Genomic DNA, 21,017 nt, shown 5'->3' with positions numbered 1-21,017 from the left:
CGGGAGACGACCGGGTTGATAGGCCAGAGATGGAAGCCGGGTGACCGGTGGAGTTGACTGGTACTAATAGGCCGAGGGCTTGTCCGTAGATGTTCGCGTCCACTGTGTGGGTTCTGAGACCACGACCCGTCGTGCCGGCGGTTGCGTGTGTGTCATGGTGTTTCGGTGGTCACAGCGTAAGGGAAACGCCCGGTTACATTCCGAACCCGGAAGCTAAGCCTTTCAGCGCCGATGGTACTGCATGGGGGACCGTGTGGGAGAGTAGGACGCCGCCGAACGATTTGTGGAGAAAGCCCTGCCGGGTTTCCGGCAGGGCTTTCTCGCGTTCTGCCCCGCTCACGGGACCCTCTTCCCTCTCCGGCCTCGCGCTGCGGGTAAGGTCAGGAAGCATCGTTGGCACGGACTCACAGGAGGTCCCGGGTGGAGGCTCAGGAGACACGCGTCCAGACGGACCGTGTCCTCACCATCCCCAACATCCTCAGCATGGCGCGGCTCGTAGGAGTGCCGCTCTTCCTGTGGCTGATTCTCTGGCCGGAGTTCGGAGGTCCCAACGCCGACGGATGGGCGCTGCTCGTGCTCGCGTTCAGCGGCGTGAGCGACTACCTGGACGGCAAACTCGCCCGGCGCTGGAACCAGGTCAGCGGTCTCGGCCGCATCCTCGACCCGGCCGCCGACAGGCTGTACATCCTCTCCACCCTGGTCGGGCTGACGTGGCGTGGCATCCTCCCGCTCTGGCTCACAGGGTTGCTCCTGGCACGTGAGCTCATGCTGCTGGTCGCCGTCTGGGTCCTCGACCGCCACGGGTATGCGCCACCACAGGTCAACTTCCTGGGGAAAGCCGCCACCTTCAACCTGATGTACGCCTTCCCGCTGCTGCTGCTCAGTGACGGAAGCGGATGGCTTCCGTCACTGGCTGCTATTTTCGGATGGGCGTTCGCAGGCTGGGGTACAACCCTGTACTGGTGGGCAGGAATCCTCTATGTGGTTCAAGTCCGCCGGCTTGTCAAGGTGGACGCCGCAGCCGACTAGGCCCTGACTCTCGTCGGGGGCTGCGAGACCCGAGTGGCCCTTTTAACAGATTCATGGGTCTCTTCGGCCGGGCACAGTCGGCATGTATGTCGTCTCTTCAAGGAGGACGCTTCCGACATGAAGGCCGTCGTAATGGCCGGTGGCGAGGGCACCCGCCTTCGCCCGATGACCGCGAGTATGCCCAAGCCGCTGCTGCCAGTGGCCAACAGGCCCATCATGGAGCATGTGCTACGGCTGCTCAAGCGGCATGGTCTCACCGAGACCGTGGTGACCGTACAGTTCCTGGCCTCCCTGGTCAGGAACTATTTCGGTGACGGCGAGGAGCTCGGAATGGAGCTCACCTACGCCAACGAGGAAAAGCCTCTGGGTACCGCGGGCAGCGTGAAGAACGCAGAGGAAGCCCTCAAGGACGACTCCTTCCTCGTTATCTCCGGTGACGCTCTCACCGACTTCGACCTGACCGAACTCATCAATTTCCACCGAGAGCGCGGCGCGATGGTGACCGTGTGTCTCACGAGGGTGCCCAACCCGCTGGAGTTCGGCATCACCATCGTCGACGACGAAGGGAAGGTCGAGCGGTTCCTGGAGAAGCCCACCTGGGGCCAGGTCTTCTCCGACACCGTCAACACCGGCATTTACGTCATGGAGCCGGAGGTCTTCGACTACGTCGACCCCGACGTCCCCGTGGACTGGTCCGGTGATGTCTTCCCGCAGCTCATGAAGGAGGGCAAGCCGATCTACGGCTATGTCGCCGAGGGTTACTGGGAGGACGTCGGCACCCACGAGAGCTATGTGAAGGCGCAGGCCGACGTCCTCGAGGGGAAGGTCGACGTCGAGATCGACGGATTCGAGATCTCCCCGGGGGTCTGGATCGCGGAAGGCGCGGAGGTCCACCCCGACGCGGTACTGCGCGGACCGCTGTACGTGGGTGACTACGCGAAGGTGGAGGCCGGCGCCGAACTACGGGAGCACACGGTCATCGGCTCCAACGTTGTGGTCAAGAGCGGCGCGTTCCTGCACAAGGCCGTCGTTCACGACAATGTCTACATCGGTCCCCAGTCCAACCTCCGCGGCTGCGTCATCGGCAAGAACACCGACGTGATGAGAGCCGCCCGGATCGAGGACGGCGCGGTCATCGGTGACGAGTGTCTGGTGGGCGAGGAGTCCATCGTCCAGGGCAATGTCCGGGTCTATCCCTTCAAGACGGTCGAGGCCGGCGCCTTCGTCAACACGTCGGTGATCTGGGAGTCGCGAGGCCAGGCCCATCTGTTCGGCGCCCGCGGAGTCTCCGGCATCCTCAACGTGGAGATCACGCCCGAGCTGGCCGTGCGACTGGCGGGGGCGTACGCCACGACGCTGAAGAAGGGGTCGACGGTCACCACGGCCCGCGACCACTCCCGAGGCGCGCGCGCCCTGAAGCGCGCGGTGATCTCCGCCCTCCAGGCCAGCGCCATCGACGTGCGGGACCTGGAGAACGTCCCTCTGCCGGTGGCGCGGCAGCAGACCGCGAGAGGCAGCGCCGGCGGCATCATGATCCGCACGACGCCGGGCGTCCCCGACTCCGTCGACATCATGTTCTTCGACGAACGGGGCGCCGACCTCTCCCAGGCGGGGCAGCGCAAGCTGGACCGTGTCTACGCCCGCCAGGAGTACCGCAGGGCGTTCCCGGGAGAGATCGGAGACCTGAGCTTCCCGGCCAGCGTGTTCGACTCCTACACGGGGACGCTGTTGCGGGCGGTGGACACCAGCGGTGTCGCCGAGTCCGGTCTCAAGGTCGTCGTGGACGCCTCCAACGGAAGCGCCGGCCTGGTCCTGCCCAGCCTGCTCGGCCGCCTCGGCGTCGACTCGCTGACGATCAATCCGGGGCTGGACGAGTCGCGGCCGACGGAGACCGCGGACACCCGTCGTGCCGGGCTGGTGCGGCTGGGGGAGATCGTGGCGTCGGCCCGGGCGGCCTTCGGTATCCGCTTCGACCCCGTGGGCGAGAAGTTCTCCCTCGTGGACGAACGCGGCACGATCATCGAGGACCAGCGGGCGCTGCTGGTGATGCTCGACCTGATCGCCGCGGAGCGGCGCAGCGGGAAGGTCGCCCTGCCGGTGACCACGACCCGCATCGCCGAGCAGGTGGCCGCCTACCACGGCACCCAGGTGGAGTGGACCACGACCTCGCCGGACGATCTCACCAGGGTCGGGCGGGACGAGGCGACCGTCTTCGGCGGCGACGGCCGGGGCGGGTTCATCGTGCCCGAGTTCAGCAGTGTCTTCGACGGCACGGCGGCCTTCGTGCGCCTGCTCGGACTCGTGGCCCGTACCCAGCTCACCCTGAGCCAGATCGACGCCCGTATCCCGCAGGCCCACGTGTTGCGCCGCGACCTGGCCACCCCCTGGGCGGTCAAGGGCCTGGTCATGCGCCGGGTCGTCGAGGCCGCGGGGGAACGTTTCGTCGACACGACCGACGGCGTGCGCGTGGTGGAGTCCGACGGGCGCTGGGTCATGGTGCTGCCGGATCCGGCCGAGGCGGTCACCCATCTGTGGGCCGAGGGGCCTGACGACGCTTCCGCGCAGGCGCTGCTCGACGAGTGGTCGGCGGTGGTCGACAGCGCCGGACGCTGACGGCTCGACGGTTCCCCGGGGTGCCGAGGGCACCGGGGAACCGCGGTACCGTACCGCCGAACGGACGCGCTCCAGAGCTGTGGAGGCCCCGTTCGGCGGTACGGCCCTCGACGTGCGACGATGTGCGGCATGTCGCAGCAGCACCCCGTACGGAGCACCCCCTCACGGCCTGCGCGACCCGACGCCTCCATGTCGCTGCTCACCAATGTGATGGAGCACAGCCTCGACGACGGCTACGCGGAAGCGGCGGCCCGCCGCGGCGCCGAGGGCCGGTCCGGGCTGCCCCGCACACTGCGCGGGAAGCTCGTCCTGGCCGCCGGTCTCGTCCTGGCCGCGCTGGTGGTCACGCTGGGAGCCGCCCAGGCGCGTTTCGAGGCGCCCACGGAGGCGCGGGAGCGGCAGGAGCTGATCGACCGGATCGAGGACGGCAGCCGGGACGCCGACGGCCTGCAGGCCCGCGTGGACGGCCTCCGCGAGGAGGTCGCGGCTATGCAGCGCGAGGCGCTCCAGGAACACGGCGGCGACCGCGGTGAAGTGGTCGCGCTGCTGGCCGGTGCCGTGCCGGTCGAGGGGCCGGGGATCAGGCTCGTCGTCGACGACGCCGAGGACTCCGGGCCGGGCGAGGGCGGCGGACCGCGCCAGAGCACCGGCTTCGCCGACACCGGGCGGGTACGGGACAGGGACCTGCAGCGGGTCGTCAACGGGCTGTGGGAGTCGGGGGCGGAGGCGATCTCGGTCAACGGGCAGCGGCTGACGGCCCTGTCCGCCATCCGCGCCGCCGGCGACGCCATACTCGTCGACAACAAACCGCTGGTTCCGCCGTACACCCTGCTCGCGGTGGGCGACGGCGAGGAGCTGAGCGACGCCTTCCAGGACAGCAGCGACGGCCGGTACCTGGACGTGCTCCAGGACAACTACGGCATCCGCACCGGCATCTCCGTCCAGGACAGGGTGCGGCTGCCGGCCGCGCCCAGCCTCACCGTTCGTACGGCAGAGCCCGTGAAGACAGGAAAGGGCAGCACATCGTGATCGCCGTTCTGGGCCTCATCGTGGGAGTCGTGGCCGGACTCCTGGTCCGTCCCGTGGTGCCGACGGTCGTCGAGCCCTATCTGCCGATCGCCGTCGTGGCGGCGCTGGACGCGGTCTTCGGCGGACTGCGCGCGATGCTGGACGGCATCTTCGACGACAAGGTCTTCGTGGTGTCCTTCCTGTCGAACGTGGTGGTGGCGGCCCTGATCGTCTTCCTCGGTGACAAACTGGGCGTCGGCGCGCAGTTGTCGACGGGCGTCGTGGTGGTGCTGGGCATCCGTATCTTCTCCAATGCCGCCGCCATCCGGCGGCATGTGTTCCGGGCGTGAGTGAGCGATGAGCGACGACAGGACGACACCGCCGGGCAGGGGCCCGGAGGAGGAGCGGAACGGGGCCGCAGCGGTGCCGGAGGAGCCCGCCGGGCCCTCGGGGCCCGCTGCCCCGGCTGGCGAGAGGCCCTCTCCGGGCGGACGCGAACGGCTGATCCGCGGGCTGTGGCCACCGCGGGTGAACCGCAACCAACTCACCGTGGCACTGCTGCTGTTCGTCCTCGGGCTGGGACTCGCCATCCAGGTCCGCTCCACCAGCGAGAACAGCCCGCTGCGCGGTGCGCGGCAGGAGGACCTGGTGCGGATCCTCGACGAGCTCGACAGCCGCACCCAGCGGCTGGAGGAGGAGAGGGGGAAGCTGGAGAACCAGAAGTCCGAACTGGAGAACAGCTCGGACCAGGCGGAGGAGGCGCGCCGGCAGACCGAGGAGAGGGCACGGCAGTTGGGCGTGCTGGCGGGTACGGTCGCGGCCGAGGGGCCGGGTATCCGGATGACGGTGAACGACGCCGCGGGCACGGTCGAGGCGCACATGCTGCTGGACGCGATCCAGGAGCTGCGTGCCGCGGGTGCCGAGGCCATCGAGGTCAACGGAGTACGGGTGGTGACGAGCACCCACTTCACCGACAGCGGCGCCGGTATCAGGATCGACGGCCGCAAGGTGGCCTCGCCCTACCGTTTCGAGGTCATCGGCATGCCGCAGGATCTCGAGCCGGCGCTGAACATCCCGGGCGGTGTCGTCCAGTCCCTGGAGAAGGAGCAGGCCACCGTGTCCATAACCCGTTCAGAGAAGATCGTCGTGGATGCCTTGCGATCGGCGAAGCGGCCTGACTACGCTCAGTCGTCATCGCAGTGAGCCGACGCGTGAAGAAACCGGGGGTCGGCGCGCTTGCCGGCCTGCGGGTAAGGGAAACTGTCCGAAGGCCAGGGACGTTGTGAGGGCGTCCGGTTCGGCCACCGTGAGCATCGAGGGTCTGTCCTGCCCCACGGGCGGGTCTGTTTCGTGCGAGGGGAATCGCCCGTGAGTTTTCTTGGGAAGTTGTTCGGCAAGCGCCAGGACGCCGGTGACGGCGCCAGGCACCGTGCGCCGCGCGGCGGCGAGTCCGCCGCAGAGGGGGCGGAACGCCCGCTCTTCCGTGACGAGGTCGCACCCGGCGACAATTCGGGTGGTCACGGCCCTGTCTCTGTTGACCGGGGAGCGTCCGGCCGCATAGGTTCCGAGGCACCATCAGCCTCGAGTACGGGTGGAGGAGCTGACTTGCCGGTCTGTGCGAGGTGCGGGAACCGCGCCGCCGAGGCGAGCCGGTTCTGCTCCAACTGCGGAGCGCCGCTGCGTGGGGGCGCCGTACCCGAGCGTTCCTCGGAGACGACCTCCACCATCTCGATCTCGGGCATCGAGGCCTACGACGCCGAGATGACGGGGCAGACGGCCCTGCCGTCGCTGTCCCCCGAGGCACAGGCGGCCGTGGACGCGCTGCCGATGGGATCGGCGCTGCTGGTGGTGCGCCGGGGACCGAACTCCGGCAGCCGCTTCCTGCTGGACAGCGAGCTGACGACGGCGGGGCGCCACCCCGAGAGCGACATCTTCCTGGACGACGTGACCGTCTCCCGCCGCCATGTGGAGTTCCGGCGCGGCCCGGACGGCCGGTTCACCGTCGCCGACGTCGGCAGCCTCAACGGCACGTACGTCAACCGCGAGCGGATCGACTCGGTCGTGCTCAACAACGGTGACGAGGTCCAGATCGGGAAGTACCGGCTGGTCTTCTTCGCGAGCCAGCGCACCGTCTGACCCACCGCCCCGGGGGCGTCCATGCTGCAATCACGGTCCGGCGGTGCCCGCAGGGGCACCGCCGCCGCGAAGTCCGCTCCGATGAGCATCGGCGCCGTGCTCAACCTGCTGCGGGACGAGTTCCCCGAGGTGACCATCTCCAAGATCCGCTTCCTGGAGTCCGAGGGGCTGGTGGAGCCGCAGCGGACCCCGTCGGGGTACCGCAAGTTCACCGCGGCGGACGTGGAGCGCCTGAGCCGGGTGCTGCGTCTGCAGCGCGACCACTACCTGCCGCTGCGGGTCATCAAGGAGCAGCTCGACGCGCTCGACCGCGGCGAGGAGGTGGCTCTGCCCGGCCCGGCGAGGCCGCCCGAGGTCATCGACCCGTTCGACGCGCCGGAGGGAGACCGGGCTTCGGCCGCCCCGGCCCACCACGGCACGGACGGTCCCGCCGGCGCGGAGAGTCCCCGTGCGGCGCGGGTGGGGCGCGCGGAGCTCCTGGCCGCCGCGGAGGCGGAGGAGGAGCAGCTGGCGGAGTGGGAGTCGTACGGCCTGATCCGCCCCGGAGGGGACGGCGGGTACGACGCCGAGGCCGTCGCCATCGCCCGGATCGTCGCGGACCTGGGCCGGCACGGTCTGGAGCCGCGGCATCTGCGGGTGGTGAAGGCTTCCGCGGAGCGGGAGGCGGGGCTGGTCGAGCAGGTCGTGGCACCACTGCGGCGGCACCGCAATCCCCAGACCAGGGCGCACGCGGAGGCGACCGCACGGGAGCTGGCGACGCTGGCCGTACGGCTGCACGCGGCCCTGGTGCAGTCGGCGCTGAAGGCGCGGCTGCGCTGACTTCGCACCGGCGATGGGCAGGTCGCGGGGTGCCCGACTACCCAAAGGGGGCGCGCACGTCCTAGGGTTGCTGTGTGAACGAGCTCGACGTTGTGGGTGTCCGGGTCGAAATGCCCTCCAACCAGCCGATCGTTCTCCTGCGAGAGGTGGGAGGCGACCGGTACCTTCCCATCTGGATCGGTCCGGGGGAGGCGACAGCGATCGCCTTCGCCCAGCAGGGCATGACGCCTGCCCGCCCGCTGACCCATGACCTGTTCAAGGACGTTCTGGAGGCGGTCGGCCAGGAGCTCACCGCTGTGCGCATCACCGACCTCAGAGAGGGTGTCTTCTACGCCGAGCTGGTCTTCGCCAGCGGTGTGGAGGTGAGTGCCCGCCCGTCCGACGCCATAGCGCTGGCCCTGCGCACCGGGACGCCGATCTACGGCAGCGACGGTGTGCTGGACGACGCCGGGATCGCGATCCCGGACGAGCAGGAGGACGAGGTGGAGAAGTTCCGCGAGTTCCTCGACCAGATCTCCCCGGAGGACTTCGGCACCAGCAACCAGTGAGCGCCGTCGGCGCCAGGCCATTCCGGCACCCATTCCCGCGACGGGGACACGCGAAACCACTCCTTGGGTGATTATCACTCGGCGTGCCGAGTGTGGCGATCGTTGACGCACCCCGAGTGACTGCCTACCGTCGATTGGGCAGGTCCCGGGCATATCCGCGGGACGTGAAGGACGGAGGGTCGGCGTGAGCAGCACCGGCGACAGCAGGGCGGCGGGCGATCCGTATCCGTTGCGCGGATCCTCCATACGGCCTCCCGCCCGGTCCGCCCCCGCCGCGCAGGGCGCCGCCCCCGGGCTGATCGGCTACCGCGGCCCGACGGCGTGCGCGGCCGTGGGCATCACCTACCGGCAGCTGGACTACTGGGCCCGTACCGGTCTGGTCGAGCCCAGCGTCCGCCCGGCGTACGGCTCGGGCACCCAGCGGCTCTACAGCTTCCGCGACGTGGTCGTGCTGAAGATCGTCAAACGGCTCCTGGACGCCGGGGTGTCACTGCAGAACATCCGTGCCGCCGTGAAGCATCTGCGCTCGCGCGGGGTGGAGGACCTGGAGCGGATGACGCTCATGAGCGACGGCGCGACGGTCTACGAGTGCTCCTCGCCCGACGAGGTCGTCGATCTCCTCCAGGGCGGCCAGGGGGTCTTCGGGATCGCGGTCGGCGTGGTGTGGCGGGACGTCGAGGCCGCCCTGTCCCAGCTGCACGCCGAGCGGGTCGACACCGGGGAGACGATCGTCGGGGACAACCCGGCCGACGAGCTGGCACGCCGCCGCAACCGGGCGGGGTGACCCGGGCGCGGTGGCCGGGCCACCGCCGGCGCGGCCCGGCGGGGCACAGCCGGCGGGCGCCGCGGTCGCCCCTGTCAGTGGCGTAGGGCAGCATCACGGGTGTGAGAGGGACACCGACGGTCCTGCACCTGGACATGGACGCCTTCTACGCCGCCGTGGAGCAGGCGGCCAAGCCCAGTCTGCGCGGAAAGCCCGTGATCGTCGGTGGCCTCGGGCCGCGCGGTGTGGTCGCCACCGCCTCCTACGAGGCCCGCGTCTTCGGGGTGCACTCGGCGATGCCGATGGCCCAGGCCCGCCGGCTGTGCCCGAACGCCGCCTATCTCACCCCCCGTTTCGGGCTCTACCGCCGCGTCAGCGAAGTGGTGATGGGGCTGCTGCGCGAGCTGTCGCCGCTGGTGGAGCCGCTCAGCCTGGACGAGGCGTTCGTGGACCTCCAGGCGGGCGGGGCGGGAGGAGGGGCGGGGCGGTGGCCGGCCGGCGCCGCCCGTGCCGTCGGCGAACGGCTGCGCCGGGACATCCGTGCCGCCACCGGGCTCAGCGGCTCGGTGGGACTGGCCGGGTCCAAGATGCTCGCCAAGATCGCCTCGGAGCAGGCCAAGCCCGACGGGTTGGTGGTGATCCCGCCGGGCACCGAGCGGGCGCTGCTGGCGCCGATGCCGGTGCGCACGCTGCCCGGTGTCGGGCCCGCCACCGCCCAGACGCTGCGCAGGGCGGGGATAGCCACCGTCGGCGAGATCGCCGAGGCGGGGGAGGCGGAGCTGGTGCGGCTGCTGGGCCGGGCGCACGGCGGAGCGCTGTACGCGATGGCGCAGGGGATCGACGAGCGGCCGGTGGTCGCCGAGCGCGACGCCAAGTCGGTCTCGGTCGAGGACACCTTCGACACCGACCTCACCGACCGCGCCAGGATCCAGGCCGAGATCGCACGGCTGGCCGACCGCTGCGTCGCGCGGCTGCGGGCCGCGGGGCGCTCCGGGCGCACGGTGGTGGTCAAGGTCCGCAGCTACGACTTCTCCACGCTCACCCGCTCCGAGACGCTGCGCGGCCCGACCGACGACCCGGCGGTGGTGAGGGAGGCCGCGGCCCGGCTCGTCGAGGGCGTGGACACCACCGCCGGGGTGCGGTTGCTGGGGGTCGGGGTGAGCGGGCTGGCCGACTTCACCCAGGAGGACCTGTTCGCCCAGGCCGGCGCGGCCGGGCTGCCCGGCGCCCGGCCGCCGGAGCCCGCTCCGCCCCCGGCGGCGGGCAGAGCGGGCTCCGGGAGGGAAACGGAGGCGGTACGGCACTGGCTGCCCGGTCTGGACGTACGGCACACGCGGTACGGGCCGGGCTGGGTGCAGGGCAGTGGTCTGGGGCGGGTCACGGTGCGGTTCGAACGGCCCGGGTCGCCGCCGGGGCGGGTGCGCACCTTCGCGGTGGACGATCCGGAGCTCGAGCCCTCCGAGCCGCTCCCGCCGTGGGACGGTCAGGTCTCGGAACCCGCGATCCGTCCGAACGTCATGTCGTCGTCGGAGGCGGGCGCGCCGGCACCGGGCACGCCCAGCCCGTAGTGGCGGTAGAGCTGCAGTTCCTGCTCGGGGGAGAGGTGGCGGCCCACGCCGAAGTCCGGCGCCTCCTTCACCAGGGAGCGTTCGAAGGGCACCTTCAGCGTCCCCTCCACCACCTCGCTGGGCTCCAGCGGGACGAAGGCGTCGCGGCTGAAGAGCCCGGTGCGCACCGCCGCCCACTCGGGGACGCCGGTGGCGTCGTCGAGGTACACCTCGTCCACGGTCCCTATCTTCTGCCCGGCGCTGTCGAAAGCCTTGAGGCCTATCAGATTCCGCGGGTCGATGTCGGTCTGCACGGCGGTCCCTCCAACTCCTCGCACGAAGAGGCGCCTGCTCGCAAACAGTCGCCACAAACAACGAAACGGCACATTCGGCGCATCGGCCACCCGGGCAGGGCGGCGAGGGCCGGGGCCGGGCCGGTGCCGCCGGGCGCTGGTAGGCTCTGAAGTGGCTGTTGACCCCGAGCGGGAGAGTCCTCCGGTGACAGTGCCGGAGGCGCCGAAGGAGCAAATCCTCCCCGGAATCTCTCAGGCTCACGTACCGCGCGGGTGAGGTCACTCTGGAAAGCAGGGCGGGCCACGACGGACGAGGTGTACCTCGACGACGCAGCCCCTCCTCACCGACGGTGAAAACCGGGCCGCGAACGCGGGCCGGTGAAGCTCTCAGGTCGCGATGACAGAGGGGGAGGCCGTCCGGGCACCCGCGCCGCGGTGCCCCTCGCAGGTCGCGCAGACCAGGAGGCCTCCAGATGACAGCAGACCGCACTCCTCCCGCCACCTCCCTCGCGGAGCTGGAGCGGGGCACCCCCTTCGAGGAGCGGCACATCGGCCCCGACGCCGGTGAGCAGGCCAAGATGCTCGCGCAGGTCGGCTACGGATCGCTGGACGAGCTGGCCGCCGCCGCCGTACCCGAGGTGATCAAGAGCACCGAGGCGCTGGACCTGCCCGCCGCCCGCAGCGAGGCGGAGGTCCTGGCCGAGCTGCGCTCCCTGGCCGGGCGCAACCAGGCGCTGGACTCCATGATCGGCCTGGGTTACCACGGCACCTTCACTCCGCCGGTCATCCTGCGCAACGTCATGGAGAACCCCGCCTGGTACACGGCCTACACCCCGTACCAGCCGGAGATCTCGCAGGGGCGCCTGGAGGCGCTGCTGAACTTCCAGACCGTGGTCGCGGACCTGACCGGGCTGCCCACCTCCGGTGCCTCGCTGCTGGACGAGGGCACCGCGGCGGCAGAGGCCATGGCGCTGTCCCGGCGTGTCGGCAAGGTCAGGCAGGGCGTCTTCCTGGTCGACGCCGACTGCCTGCCGCAGACCATCGCCGTGATCGAGACCCGCGCCGAGCCCACCGGGGTGGAGGTCGTCGTCGCCGACCTGTCCGGCGGCATCCCCGCCGAGGTCGCCGAGCGCGGTGTCTTCGGCGTGCTGCTGCAGTACCCGGGCGCCTCCGGCGCCGTGCGCGACCTGCGCGGTGTGATCGAGGAGGCGCACGGGCTGGGCGCGGTCGTCACCGTCGCCGCCGATCTGCTAGCCCTCACCCTGCTGACCTCCCCCGGCGAGCTGGGCGCCGACATCGCGGTGGGGTCCAGCCAGCGCTTCGGCGTGCCGATGGGCTTCGGCGGGCCGCACGCCGGGTTCATGGCGGTGCGGGAGAAGTTCGCGCGCAGCCTGCCCGGCCGCCTGGTGGGTGTCTCGGTGGACGCCGACGGCGCCAGGGCCTACCGCCTGGCCCTGCAGACCCGGGAGCAGCACATCCGCCGGGAGAAGGCCACCAGCAACATCTGCACCGCCCAGGTGCTGCTCGCCGTGATGGCGGGGATGTACGCCGTCTACCACGGCCCCGACGGGCTGGCCGCCATCGCCCGCCGCACCCACCGCTACGCCGCCGTCCTCGCCCAGGGGCTGCGCGAGGGCGGGGTCGAGGTCGTCCACGACACGTTCTTCGACACCGTCACCGCACGGGTGCCCGGCCGGGCCGCCGAGGTCGTCGCCGCCGCCCGCGAGGCCGGGGTCAACCTGCGCCTGACCGACGCCGACCACGTCGGCATCGCCTGCGACGAGACCACCGGACGCGCGCAGCTCGCCGCCGTGTGGGGCGCCTTCGGCGTGGAGTCCGGGGCCGGGGACGCCGAGGCGCTGGACGAGGCCGCCGGAGAGGTGCTGCCCGCCTGCCTGCTGCGCACCGACGAGTACCTGACCCACCCGGTCTTCCACCGGCACCGCTCCGAGACGTCGATGCTGCGCTACCTGCGCCGCCTGGCCGACCGGGACTACGCGCTGGACCGCGGCATGATCCCGCTGGGCTCGTGCACCATGAAGCTCAACGCCACCACCGAGATGGAGCCGGTCACCTGGCCGGAGTTCGGCGGACTGCACCCCTTCGCGCCCGCCGAGCAGGCCGAGGGCTATCTGACGCTGATCAGCGAGCTGGAGGAGCGGCTGGCCGAGATCACCGGCTACGACAAGGTCTCCATCCAGCCCAACGCCGGCTCCCAGGGCGAGCTGGCGGGCCTGCTGGCGGTACGGGCGTACCACCGGGCGAACGGAGAGGCCGGCCGTACCGTCTGCCTGATCCCGTCCTCCGCGCACGGCACCAACGCCGCGAGCGCCGTGATGGCCGGGATGAGGGTCGTCGTCGTCAGGACCGGCGAGAACGGCGACGTGGACGTCGAGGACCTGCGGGCCAAGATCGACGAGCACCGCGAGGAGCTGGCGGTGCTGATGGTCACCTACCCCTCCACCCACGGTGTGTTCGAGGAGCACATCACCGACATCTGCGCGGCCGTGCACGAGGCCGGCGGCCAGGTCTACGTGGACGGGGCCAACCTCAACGCGCTGGTGGGCCTGGCCAAGCCGGGGAAGTTCGGCGCGGACGTCTCCCACCTGAACCTGCACAAGACCTTCTGCATCCCGCACGGCGGCGGCGGTCCGGGCGTCGGGCCGGTGGCCGTCCGCTCCCACCTCGCGCCGTACCTGCCCAACCACCCGCTCCAGCCCGCCGCCGGCCCCGAGACGGGTGTGGGGCCGATCTCGGCGGCGCCCTGGGGGTCGGCGGGCATCCTGCCGATCTCGTGGGCGTACGCGCGGCTGATGGGCGCCGAGGGGCTGCGCCGCGCCACCCAGGTGGCCGTGCTCGGCGCCAACTACGTCGCCAAGCGGCTGGAGCCGCACTACCCGGTGCTCTACACCGGCCCGGGCGGTCTGGTGGCCCACGAGTGCATCATCGACGTCCGCCCGCTGACCAAGGCCACCGGCGTCAGCATCGACGACGTGGCCAAGCGGCTGATCGACTACGGCTTCCACGCCCCGACGATGTCCTTCCCCGTGGCGGGGACGCTGATGATCGAGCCCACCGAGAGCGAGGACCTGGCGGAGCTGGACCGCTTCTGCGACGCGATGATCGCGATCCGGGCCGAGATCGAGAAGGTCGCCTCGGGGGAGTGGGACGCGCAGGACAACCCGCTGCGCAACGCCCCGCACACCGCCGCGCACCTCGCCGGTGCGTGGGAGCACCCGTACGGGCGCGAGGAGGCGGCGTTCCCGGCCGGCGTCGTGGCCGCCGACAAGTACTGGCCGCCGGTGCGGCGCATCGACGGCGCCTACGGCGACCGCAACCTGGTCTGCTCCTGCCCCCCGATGGACGAGTACGACGGCTGAGCCGCGCCCGGCCGGTGCCGGGCGCCGGCAAGGGACGGGTCCCCGCCCGCGCGGGCGGGGACCCGTCCCCCGTGCTGCGGCCGTGTTGCGGCGCGGCGCCCGCCCGCCGTCAGGCGGCGGTCGTGACGTGCTCGGCGCCGAGCGGCCGGTGCGGCGCGACGACCTGCCCGTCGGGCAGCAGTTCGCCGGTGTCCTCGAAGAGCAGGACGCCGTTGCACAGCAGGCTCCAGCCCTGCTCCGGGTGGTGCGCCACGAGATGGGCGGCCTCCCGGTCGGCGGAGTCGGCTGACGGGCAGGGGGGTTGGTGCTGACACATGGTGGAGTTCTTTCGCTGCGATGTGGTGGTGCTGCGGTTGGATGCGTGGTTCATGACCGCCCCCGTGTCTTCTCGGTCGATCCCCCCAGTGTTGTCCCGCGGCCGGGATTCCGCAGGGATTTCGCCGCGGCTCTCCTCAGGTTCTGATGACGCGCTCTCCCGGGAGGCGGTTGCCCGGCCCAGAATCATCCGTTCGGGTGATGTCGGAGTCATGGGCGGCCAGTCATTCGAGAGGGCGTAAGCGACGGTGGTGCCCCGAGACCGGACGGTCTCGGGGCACCACCGTCGCTTACGCCCGTCGCCGGGCCGCGCCGTCGCGGATCAGACGGGCGTGCCCAGCAGGGGCGGGGGCACCAGCCGCCGGGTCAGCAGCGGCAGCAGGCCGTCGACGCGGTGCGGCCGGTGCGCCGCGATCCCGGGCGGGGCCGGGGCGAGCGGCACCAGCAGATCGGCCGGGGCGGGCGAGCCGTCGGCGGCGTCGGCCTCCGTGTCGGCGTGCAGCCACAACGTCAGCATGTACAGCTCCGGCACCGACAGCAGACGGGGCTGGTACGCCACCGGCAGCGTCTCCGCGCGGCGCAGGGCGGTCTCGGCGGAGGCGACGAACGGCCCCTCGCAGAAGTGGGAGAACGTCCAGCCGTCCGCCGTGAGCATCGCGTCGGCTGCGCCCGCCACGCCGTGTACGTCCCGCAGCAGGAAGCGCCAGCCGGTCAGCCTGGTGCGGGGCGGCCCGGCGGATGCGGTGATCCCGTCCAGCACGTGGAGCGGCAGGGAGAGGTCCGGGCGCACCGAGCCCGCCCGGGCCCGGAGACCGGGAGGGGTGGCGTCGCCTCGGAGGCCGGCGGGAGAACCGAGGGCCGCGTGCACACTGCGCAGAGCGGGTGCCGGGGCCGGTTGGACACGCAGGGGCATGGTGGGTCGCCTCTCAATCGGAGACACGGTGGTGCTCAGCTGCTGGCGCGGACGGCGCTGTCGGCGTACGGAAGGGCCGCGAAGAAGGCCGGAAATGAGGGAGACGGCGGATGCGCGCCCGTCATCGGGTCGCGTCTCAGCCGCTTTCGTGGAGTTTATACGAAGGTTGTTCAGCCGGTGTTTCGGCTAGCTGTCCCGCATGTTACCGGCAAGAGGTCATCCGGACATTTCTCGGCGGCGTTTCATCTGCGATTCCTCGGATGGCCGGCCGCTGACCTGGAAAGCGGCTGACTATGCGGTCGTCCGTATCTTTTCGCTATTCCCTGCGGGCGGGGTCAGCAGGGGCCGATGTCAACAGGCGGATGCCGGCGAACCGGCGGCGGCGACGTATCCCCGAGGTATGACACGGGAATGTGCCCCGTGAAAGCCTGGGTCCAGCTTACCGGACCCTCACTGTCGCACGGGGCGTTATCTCTCGCATCCGCGGGGCATCATCCGGTCACGGCTCACTCGAGGAGGGACGCATCGATGGGCGAGAAGGTCGAGGCCAGCGGGTTCGCCCTGTCCGACCGCCAGCGGTACCGGGACAAGCTCCAGCGGTGCCTCCAGGGGCTGCGGCGGCTGCTGGACGAGCAGCGCTTCGACCGCCCCCGCGATCTCATGGGACTGGAGATCGAGCTGAACCTCGCGGACGCCGAGGGGATGCCCCGGATGATGAACACGCAGGTACTGGAACGCATTGCGAGCCGGGATTTCCAGACGGAATTGGGGCAGTTCAATCTCGAGGTGAACATCCTTCCGCACCGGCTGTCCGGACGGGTGCTGGACCAGCTCGCCGAGGAGCTGCGCACCGGTCTGGCCTATGCCGACCGCAAAGCCGCCGAGGTCGACGCGCGCATTGTGATGATCGGCATTCTGCCGACGCTCACGGGAGACGACCTGGTATCGGCGAACCTCACCGCCGCGGACCGCTACACCCTGCTGAACGACCAGATCATGGCCACCCGGGGCGAGGAGGTCGTCCTGGACATCGAGGGCGTGGAACACCTGAGGTACGCCTCGTCCTCCATCGCCCCGGAGGCCGCCTGCACCTCCGTGCAGCTCCATCTGCAGGTCACCCCCGGCCGCTTCGCCGACGTGTGGAACGCCGCCCAGGCCGTCTCGGCCGTGCAGGTCGCCGTGGGCGCCAACTCGCCCTTCCTCTTCGGCCGCGAGCTGTGGCGGGAGTCCCGCCCCCCGCTCTTCCTCCAGGCCACCGACACCAGGCAGCCGGAGCTGATCGCCCAGGGGGTGCGGCCGCGGACCTGGTTCGGCGAGCGGTGGATCTCCTCGGCCTACGAGCTGTTCGAGGAGAACAGCCGCTACTTCCCGCCGCTGCTGCCCATCTGCGAGGACGAGGAACCGCTGGAGGTGCTGGACGCCGGAGGCACCCCCTCGCTGGCCGAGATGACACTGCTCAACGGCACCGTCTACCGCTGGAACCGGCCCGTGTACGGCGTCGCCGACGGGGTGCCGCACCTGCGCGTGGAGAACCGGGTGCTGCCCGCCGGCCCCACCGTCACCGACGTACTGGCCAACACCGCCCTCTACTACGGCCTGGTGCGCGCACTGGCCGACGACCCGCGCCCGGTGTGGAACCGGATGCCGTTCTCCGCCGCCGCCGAGAACTTCGACGCCGCCTGCCGCCACGGCATGGACGCCCGGCTGTGGTGGCCCCGCCCCGGCCGCGGCGGGGAGCTGTCGGCCGTGCCGGTGGACCGGCTGGTGCTGGAGGAGCTGCTGCCGATGGCCGCCCGGGGCCTGGACGTCTGGGGCATCGAGCCCGGTGACCGGGACCGCTATCTGTCGGTCGTCGAGGAGCGCTGCCGCCGCCGGGTCAACGGGGCGTCCTGGCAGGCCGACGCCTACCACCGGGCCCTGGAGGGCGGACTGGACCGGGAGAAGGCGCTGGCGGCGACGGTGCGGCGCTACTGCGAGCTGGTGCGAACCGGGGAGCCGGTGCACGGCTGGCCGGCCGGCCCGTAGGCCGCGGCGGCCCGGAAGCGCTTCCGGGCCGCCGCGCCCCACGCCCCCGAGCCCCGCCTCTCCCGCCCTTCGCCGGGCCCGCCGCCGGAGGACGGGAGCGGTGGGGCAAGCTGTGTCGTTCCATGTCCGGGGACGGACGAACGGCACAGCGGGAGGCGGAGTGCGAGCGGGCGTGCGCGACGAGGAACACGGACCGGGGCGCGGACGGGGACCGGAACCGGGAGGCGGAGACGGTACGCCGGGCAGGCGGGTGCTGGGCCGCGAGACGCTGCTCGTGCTGGCGCTGTCGCTCGGCGCGAGCGCCCTGTCGGCGCTCATCAGCTTCATCGGGTCGCTGACCCGGCCCGGCGGCCTGAAGGACCAGGCGGCCCGGCTCAACGGCTCGTACGCCCCCGACCGGCCCTGGCTGGACCTGGCCTGGCAGCTGTTCGGCATCGCCACCGCCCTGGTACCGGTCCTGCTCGTCGCCCACCTCCTGACGCGCGAGGGGCCGGAGAAGCCGGGAAGCGGCGCCGGAAGCGGGCCGGGGCTGGGCAGGATCGGCTTCGACCTGCGCCGCCCCTGGTCCGACCTGGGCCGGGGCGCGGTGGTCGCGGCCGGGATCGGGGGCAGCGGTCTGCTGCTCTACCTGGGAGCGCGGGCGAGCGGTTTCAACCTCACGGTGGTGCCCGAATCGCTGCCGGACGTGTGGTGGAAGATCCCGGTGCTGATCGCCTCGGCGATCCAGAACTCCGTGGTGGAGGAGGTCATCGTCGTCGGCTACCTGCTGCGCAGGCTCGGCCAGTTGGGCTGGAGCCCGGTGGCGGCGCTGGCGGCCAGCTCGCTGCTGCGCGGGTCGTACCACCTCTACCAGGGGATCGGCGGGTTCGTCGGCAACGTGGTGATGGGGGTGATCTTCGTGTGGCTGTACCGGCGGTGGGGGCGGGTCGGCCCGCTGGTCGCCGCGCACGCCCTGATCGACATCGTGGCGTTCGTCGGGTACGCGCTGCTGGCGGGCCGGGTGGACTGGCTGCCCACGGGCTGACGGCCGCCCACGGCCCGCCCCGTCCGGTGGTACGGCGACGAGCGCGCCGGCTCACGGCCCGGCGAGCAGCTCCCCGTCGATGACGGTCACGGCCTCCCCCGTCAGCAGGGTGCGGTCGCCGCGCAGGGTGGTGCGCACCAGGCCGGTGCGGGCCGACGCCTGGAGACCGGTGAGGCGGTCGCGTCCCAGCCGGCCCGACCACAGGGGCGCGAGCGCGGTGTGGGCGCTGCCGGTGACCGGATCCTCGTCGACGCCGACGGCCGGGCCGAAGAAGCGCGACACGTAGTCGTACGCCCCGCCCTCGTCCGAGGCCCGCGCGGTGACGATGACGCCCCGGTGGCTCAGCCGCGCCACGGCGGCCAGGTCGGGGGCCAGGGTGCGCACGGTCTTCTCGTCGGCCACCTCGACCAGCAGGTCGCCGACGTTGGGCCCGGTGTCGTGGGCGGAGAGCACATCGGCGCCCAGGGCCGCGCGGACGTCCTCGCCCACGGGGATCTCGGTGAGCGGAGCGGTGGGGAAGTCCAGGGTGATCGAGCCGTCGGCGGACGCCTCGGCGGTGAGGATGCCGCTGCGGGTGGCGAACCGGACGGTGCCGGCCGCCGCGCCGGTGGAGCGCAGCACATGGGCGGTGGCGAGCGTGGCGTGGCCGCAGAGGTTGACCTCGGTGACGGGGGTGAACCAGCGCAGTGCCCAGTCGGCCTCGGGGCTCTCGGGCAGTGGGCGGGCGTAGGCGGTCTCGGAGAGATTGACCTCGGCGGCGAGCCGCTGGAGCCGGTCGTCACCGGGGAACGGCCCGGAGTCCAGGAGCACGACGGCGGCGGGGTTGCCCGCGAAGGGCCGGCCGGTGAAGGCGTCGACGATACGAATCCTCATGATCGGCAGCCTAGAAGGCCCGGACGGCACCGGCCACGGCCGACGGCGGTCGGGTGGTCCGCCGGTACCCGGTTGCCGGGCGGTCCGGGAGACCTCCGGAGACGGCTGCGAGGACTGACCGGGCGAGGGGCGGGCACGCGCCAGGACGCGGCGCGCGGCGGTGCGGCACCACGGTGCCGGGCGGCCGCGCGCCTATCCTGGCCGACGCCCCGCGCCACGCCGGAGACCGCCGCCGTCCGCCCGCAGCCGCGCCGCGCGTACGGACGGACGGCGCCGGACGGACGGCGGCCGGCCGGACCCGTACCCGTACCGCGTCCCACCAGGAGGCCACCGCATGGACCGCGACACCGCGACGGCGGACGCACAGGCCGCGGACACGCGCACCGGGAAGGCTCCCCCGGCCGACGTGCTGCGCCGGATCCCCCGTACGGACGTGGTGCTTTCCGACCCCCGGTTGACCGAGGCCGCCCGGCGCCTGGGGCGCGCCCTGGTGAAGTCCGCGGTCGTCCGGGCCCTGGAGCGAGCCCGGAGCGGTGAGATCCCCCCGGAGTCCGTCGCCGACGCCGCGGCCGGATCGCTGCCTCCGACGGCCGGGGGACTGCGCCCGGTGGTCAACGCCACCGGCGTGCTGCTCCACACCAACCTGGGCCGGGCCCCGCTGTCGCCGGCCGCCAGGGAGGCGGTGGACGCCGCCTGCGGCCCCACCGACGTGGAACTCGACCTGGCCACCGGCGCCCGCTCCCGGCGCGGCGCCTCCGCCCTGGACGCCCTGCGCGAGGCGGTGCCGCACGCCGAGGCCGCCCACGTGGTCAACAACGGCGCCGCCGCCCTCGTCCTGGCCGCGACCGCGCTCGCGGCGGGGAAGGAGATCGTCGTCAGCCGGGGCGAGATGGTCGAGATCGGCGACGGCTTCCGCCTGCCCGACCTGCTGGTGTCCACCGGCGCCCGGCTGCGCGAGGTCGGCACCACCAACCGCACCCGCGCCGAGGACTACGCGGCGGCGATCGGCCCCGACACCGGTTTCGTGCTGAAGGTGCACCCCTCCAACTTCCGCATCACCGGATTCACCCGATCGGCCTCCGTCGCCGAACTGGCCCGGCTCTGCCCTCCCGGCGTCCCCGTCGTCGCCGACATCGGCTCCGGGCTGCTGCGCCCCGAACCGGTGCTTCCGGACGAGCCGGACGCCTCCGGCTGGCTGCGCGCGGGCGCGTCCCTGGTCACCGCCAGCGGCGACAAACTGCTCGGCGGCCCGCAGTGCGGCCTGCTCCTGGGCCGGGCCGGCCTGGTGCGGCGCCTGGCCCGCCACCCGCTGGCCCGCGCGCTGCGGGTGGACAAGCTGACGCTGGCGGCGCTGGAGGCCACGGTGCGAGGCCCCGCCACCCCCGTCCGCACCATGCTCCACGCCGACCCCGGGGACCTGCGGGCACGCGCCGACCGCCTCGCCGCCGAACTGCGCGGCGCGGACGTCGACGCCCGAGCCGTGGACAGCGAGGCCGCCGTCGGCGGGGGAGGGGCGCCCGGCGTCACCCTGCCCAGCGCGGCGGTGGCGCTGCCCGAGGAGTACGCCGGGCCCCTGCGGCTGGGCGAGCCCGCCGTCCTGGGGCGGGTGGAGGGCGGGCGCTGCCTGGTCGACCTGCGCACCGTCCCGCCGGAGCGGGACGCGGATGTGGCGGAGGCCGTACGGCGGGCGGCCAAGACCGCCGCGAACGGCCGGGGAGAGGGGTGAGCGGG

At 72.1% G+C, this 21,017-nt stretch carries 18 protein-coding genes, 2 rRNA genes and 1 riboswitch; of the genes, 16 read left to right on the top strand and 4 right to left on the bottom strand.

The annotated features are described in order from the left end of the window. From BMY40_RS12230 to BMY40_RS12175, 12 genes are all read left to right on the top strand, one after another. Positions 1-87 (top strand): 23S ribosomal RNA (locus tag BMY40_RS12230); the annotation flags it as partial. Positions 88-161: 74 nt separating this feature from the next. Further along, positions 162-278, top strand: a 5S ribosomal RNA gene (rrf, locus tag BMY40_RS12225). 142 nt (positions 279-420) lie between these two features. Beyond that, complete coding sequence (gene clsA / locus BMY40_RS12220; RefSeq protein ID WP_093658551.1) at positions 421-1,029, top strand: cardiolipin synthase ClsA; 609 nt, start codon at positions 421-423, stop codon at positions 1,027-1,029. A 117-nt stretch (positions 1,030-1,146) separates the two neighbouring features. After that, positions 1,147-3,642 carry a mannose-1-phosphate guanyltransferase gene (locus tag BMY40_RS12215; protein WP_093658549.1) on the top strand — a complete coding sequence of 832 codons (2,496 nt, stop codon included), beginning with the start codon at positions 1,147-1,149 and terminating at the stop codon, positions 3,640-3,642. Between the two features lie 120 nt (positions 3,643-3,762). Beyond that, positions 3,763-4,671 (top strand): DUF881 domain-containing protein, encoded by a 909-nt coding sequence (locus tag BMY40_RS12210; protein WP_177213973.1) that lies wholly within the window; start codon positions 3,763-3,765, stop codon positions 4,669-4,671. Next, a complete protein-coding gene (locus BMY40_RS12205; RefSeq protein WP_093658545.1) occupies positions 4,668-5,000 on the top strand; it encodes a small basic family protein in 333 nt (110 codons plus the stop codon). The genes BMY40_RS12210 and BMY40_RS12205 overlap by 4 nt, the downstream gene beginning before the upstream one ends. A 7-nt stretch (positions 5,001-5,007) precedes the next feature. Then, positions 5,008-5,853: a DUF881 domain-containing protein gene (locus BMY40_RS12200; RefSeq protein WP_093658543.1), complete on the top strand. Its 846-nt coding sequence runs from the start codon at positions 5,008-5,010 to the stop codon at positions 5,851-5,853. Between the two features lie 123 nt (positions 5,854-5,976). Next, positions 5,977-6,786 (top strand): double zinc ribbon and FHA domain-containing protein, encoded by an 810-nt coding sequence (locus BMY40_RS28575; RefSeq protein ID WP_245770037.1) that lies wholly within the window; start codon positions 5,977-5,979, stop codon positions 6,784-6,786. A 21-nt stretch (positions 6,787-6,807) separates the two neighbouring features. Then, positions 6,808-7,605 (top strand): transcriptional regulator FtsR, encoded by a 798-nt coding sequence (gene ftsR, locus BMY40_RS12190; protein WP_093658539.1) that lies wholly within the window; start codon positions 6,808-6,810, stop codon positions 7,603-7,605. Between the two features lie 74 nt (positions 7,606-7,679). Next, positions 7,680-8,153: a bifunctional nuclease family protein gene (locus BMY40_RS12185; protein ID WP_093658537.1), complete on the top strand. Its 474-nt coding sequence runs from the start codon at positions 7,680-7,682 to the stop codon at positions 8,151-8,153. A 184-nt stretch (positions 8,154-8,337) separates the two neighbouring features. Further along, complete coding sequence (locus BMY40_RS12180; RefSeq protein WP_093658535.1) at positions 8,338-8,937, top strand: MerR family transcriptional regulator; 600 nt, start codon at positions 8,338-8,340, stop codon at positions 8,935-8,937. Positions 8,938-9,038: 101 nt separating this feature from the next. Beyond that, entirely contained in the window at positions 9,039-10,484 is a 1,446-nt protein-coding gene (locus tag BMY40_RS12175; RefSeq protein WP_093658533.1) for a DNA polymerase IV, read from the top strand. Here the strand turns inward: BMY40_RS12175 and BMY40_RS12170 are convergent. Beyond that, positions 10,400-10,777: a PRC-barrel domain-containing protein gene (locus tag BMY40_RS12170; protein ID WP_093658531.1), complete on the bottom strand. Its 378-nt coding sequence runs from the start codon at positions 10,775-10,777 to the stop codon at positions 10,400-10,402. The two genes, BMY40_RS12175 and BMY40_RS12170, sit on opposite strands and share 85 nt — an antisense overlap. Positions 10,778-10,936: 159 nt before the next feature. After that, positions 10,937-11,034, top strand: a riboswitch (glycine riboswitch). A 195-nt stretch (positions 11,035-11,229) separates the two neighbouring features. Between BMY40_RS12170 and gcvP the strand changes: the two genes are divergently transcribed. After that, positions 11,230-14,136 carry an aminomethyl-transferring glycine dehydrogenase gene (gcvP, locus tag BMY40_RS12165; protein WP_093658529.1) on the top strand — a complete coding sequence of 969 codons (2,907 nt, stop codon included), beginning with the start codon at positions 11,230-11,232 and terminating at the stop codon, positions 14,134-14,136. A gap of 109 nt (positions 14,137-14,245) precedes the next feature. Here gcvP and BMY40_RS12160 read toward each other — a convergent pair whose 3' ends face one another. Next, on the bottom strand, positions 14,246-14,452 hold the full coding sequence (locus BMY40_RS12160; RefSeq protein ID WP_177213972.1) for a DUF5999 family protein: 207 nt from the start codon (positions 14,450-14,452) through the stop codon (positions 14,246-14,248). Between the two features lie 321 nt (positions 14,453-14,773). Continuing rightward, positions 14,774-15,364, bottom strand: coding sequence for a hypothetical protein (locus BMY40_RS12155; RefSeq protein WP_093658525.1), 591 nt, complete (start codon positions 15,362-15,364; stop codon positions 14,774-14,776). A gap of 528 nt (positions 15,365-15,892) precedes the next feature. Here BMY40_RS12155 and BMY40_RS12150 point away from each other — a divergent pair. Then, positions 15,893-17,389 (top strand): glutamate-cysteine ligase family protein, encoded by a 1,497-nt coding sequence (locus tag BMY40_RS12150; protein WP_093658523.1) that lies wholly within the window; start codon positions 15,893-15,895, stop codon positions 17,387-17,389. A gap of 172 nt (positions 17,390-17,561) precedes the next feature. Beyond that, a complete protein-coding gene (locus tag BMY40_RS12145; RefSeq protein ID WP_093658521.1) occupies positions 17,562-18,413 on the top strand; it encodes a CPBP family intramembrane glutamic endopeptidase in 852 nt (283 codons plus the stop codon). A 51-nt stretch (positions 18,414-18,464) separates the two neighbouring features. Here the strand turns inward: BMY40_RS12145 and BMY40_RS12140 are convergent, their stop codons facing one another. Beyond that, entirely contained in the window at positions 18,465-19,286 is an 822-nt protein-coding gene (locus BMY40_RS12140) for a PhzF family phenazine biosynthesis protein (protein ID WP_093658519.1), read from the bottom strand. A 334-nt stretch (positions 19,287-19,620) separates the two neighbouring features. Between BMY40_RS12140 and selA the strand changes: the two genes are divergently transcribed. Continuing rightward, positions 19,621-21,012, top strand: a complete 1,392-nt coding sequence (gene selA, locus BMY40_RS12135) for an L-seryl-tRNA(Sec) selenium transferase (protein ID WP_093658517.1) — start codon at positions 19,621-19,623, stop codon at positions 21,010-21,012. Positions 21,013-21,017: the final 5 nt, after the last annotated feature.

Origin of the sequence: Streptomyces radiopugnans, from assembly GCF_900110735.1 — a bacterium.
Classification (GTDB): Bacteria; Actinomycetota; Actinomycetes; order Streptomycetales; family Streptomycetaceae; genus Streptomyces; species Streptomyces radiopugnans.
The sequence above is the reverse complement of the archived record's forward strand: the minus strand, read 5'-3'. Positions and strand labels throughout refer to the sequence as shown.

Excerpts from the sequence above, each read along its gene's own strand:
- BMY40_RS12215 (WP_093658549.1), top strand. The coding sequence starts at position 1,147 with ATGAAGGCCGTCGTAATGGCCGGTGGCGAGGGCACCCGCCTTCGCCCG.
- BMY40_RS12210 (WP_177213973.1), top strand. The coding sequence starts at position 3,763 with ATGTGCGGCATGTCGCAGCAGCACCCCGTACGGAGCACCCCCTCACGG.
- BMY40_RS12200 (WP_093658543.1), top strand. The coding sequence starts at position 5,008 with ATGAGCGACGACAGGACGACACCGCCGGGCAGGGGCCCGGAGGAGGAG.
- ftsR (WP_093658539.1), top strand. The coding sequence starts at position 6,808 with ATGCTGCAATCACGGTCCGGCGGTGCCCGCAGGGGCACCGCCGCCGCG.
- gcvP (WP_093658529.1), top strand. The coding sequence starts at position 11,230 with ATGACAGCAGACCGCACTCCTCCCGCCACCTCCCTCGCGGAGCTGGAG.
- BMY40_RS12160 (WP_177213972.1), bottom strand. The coding sequence starts at position 14,452 with ATGTGTCAGCACCAACCCCCCTGCCCGTCAGCCGACTCCGCCGACCGG.
- BMY40_RS12155 (WP_093658525.1), bottom strand. The coding sequence starts at position 15,364 with ATGCCCCTGCGTGTCCAACCGGCCCCGGCACCCGCTCTGCGCAGTGTG.
- BMY40_RS12150 (WP_093658523.1), top strand. The coding sequence starts at position 15,893 with ATGGGCGAGAAGGTCGAGGCCAGCGGGTTCGCCCTGTCCGACCGCCAG.
- BMY40_RS12140 (WP_093658519.1), bottom strand. The coding sequence starts at position 19,286 with ATGAGGATTCGTATCGTCGACGCCTTCACCGGCCGGCCCTTCGCGGGC.
- selA (WP_093658517.1), top strand. The coding sequence starts at position 19,621 with ATGGACCGCGACACCGCGACGGCGGACGCACAGGCCGCGGACACGCGC.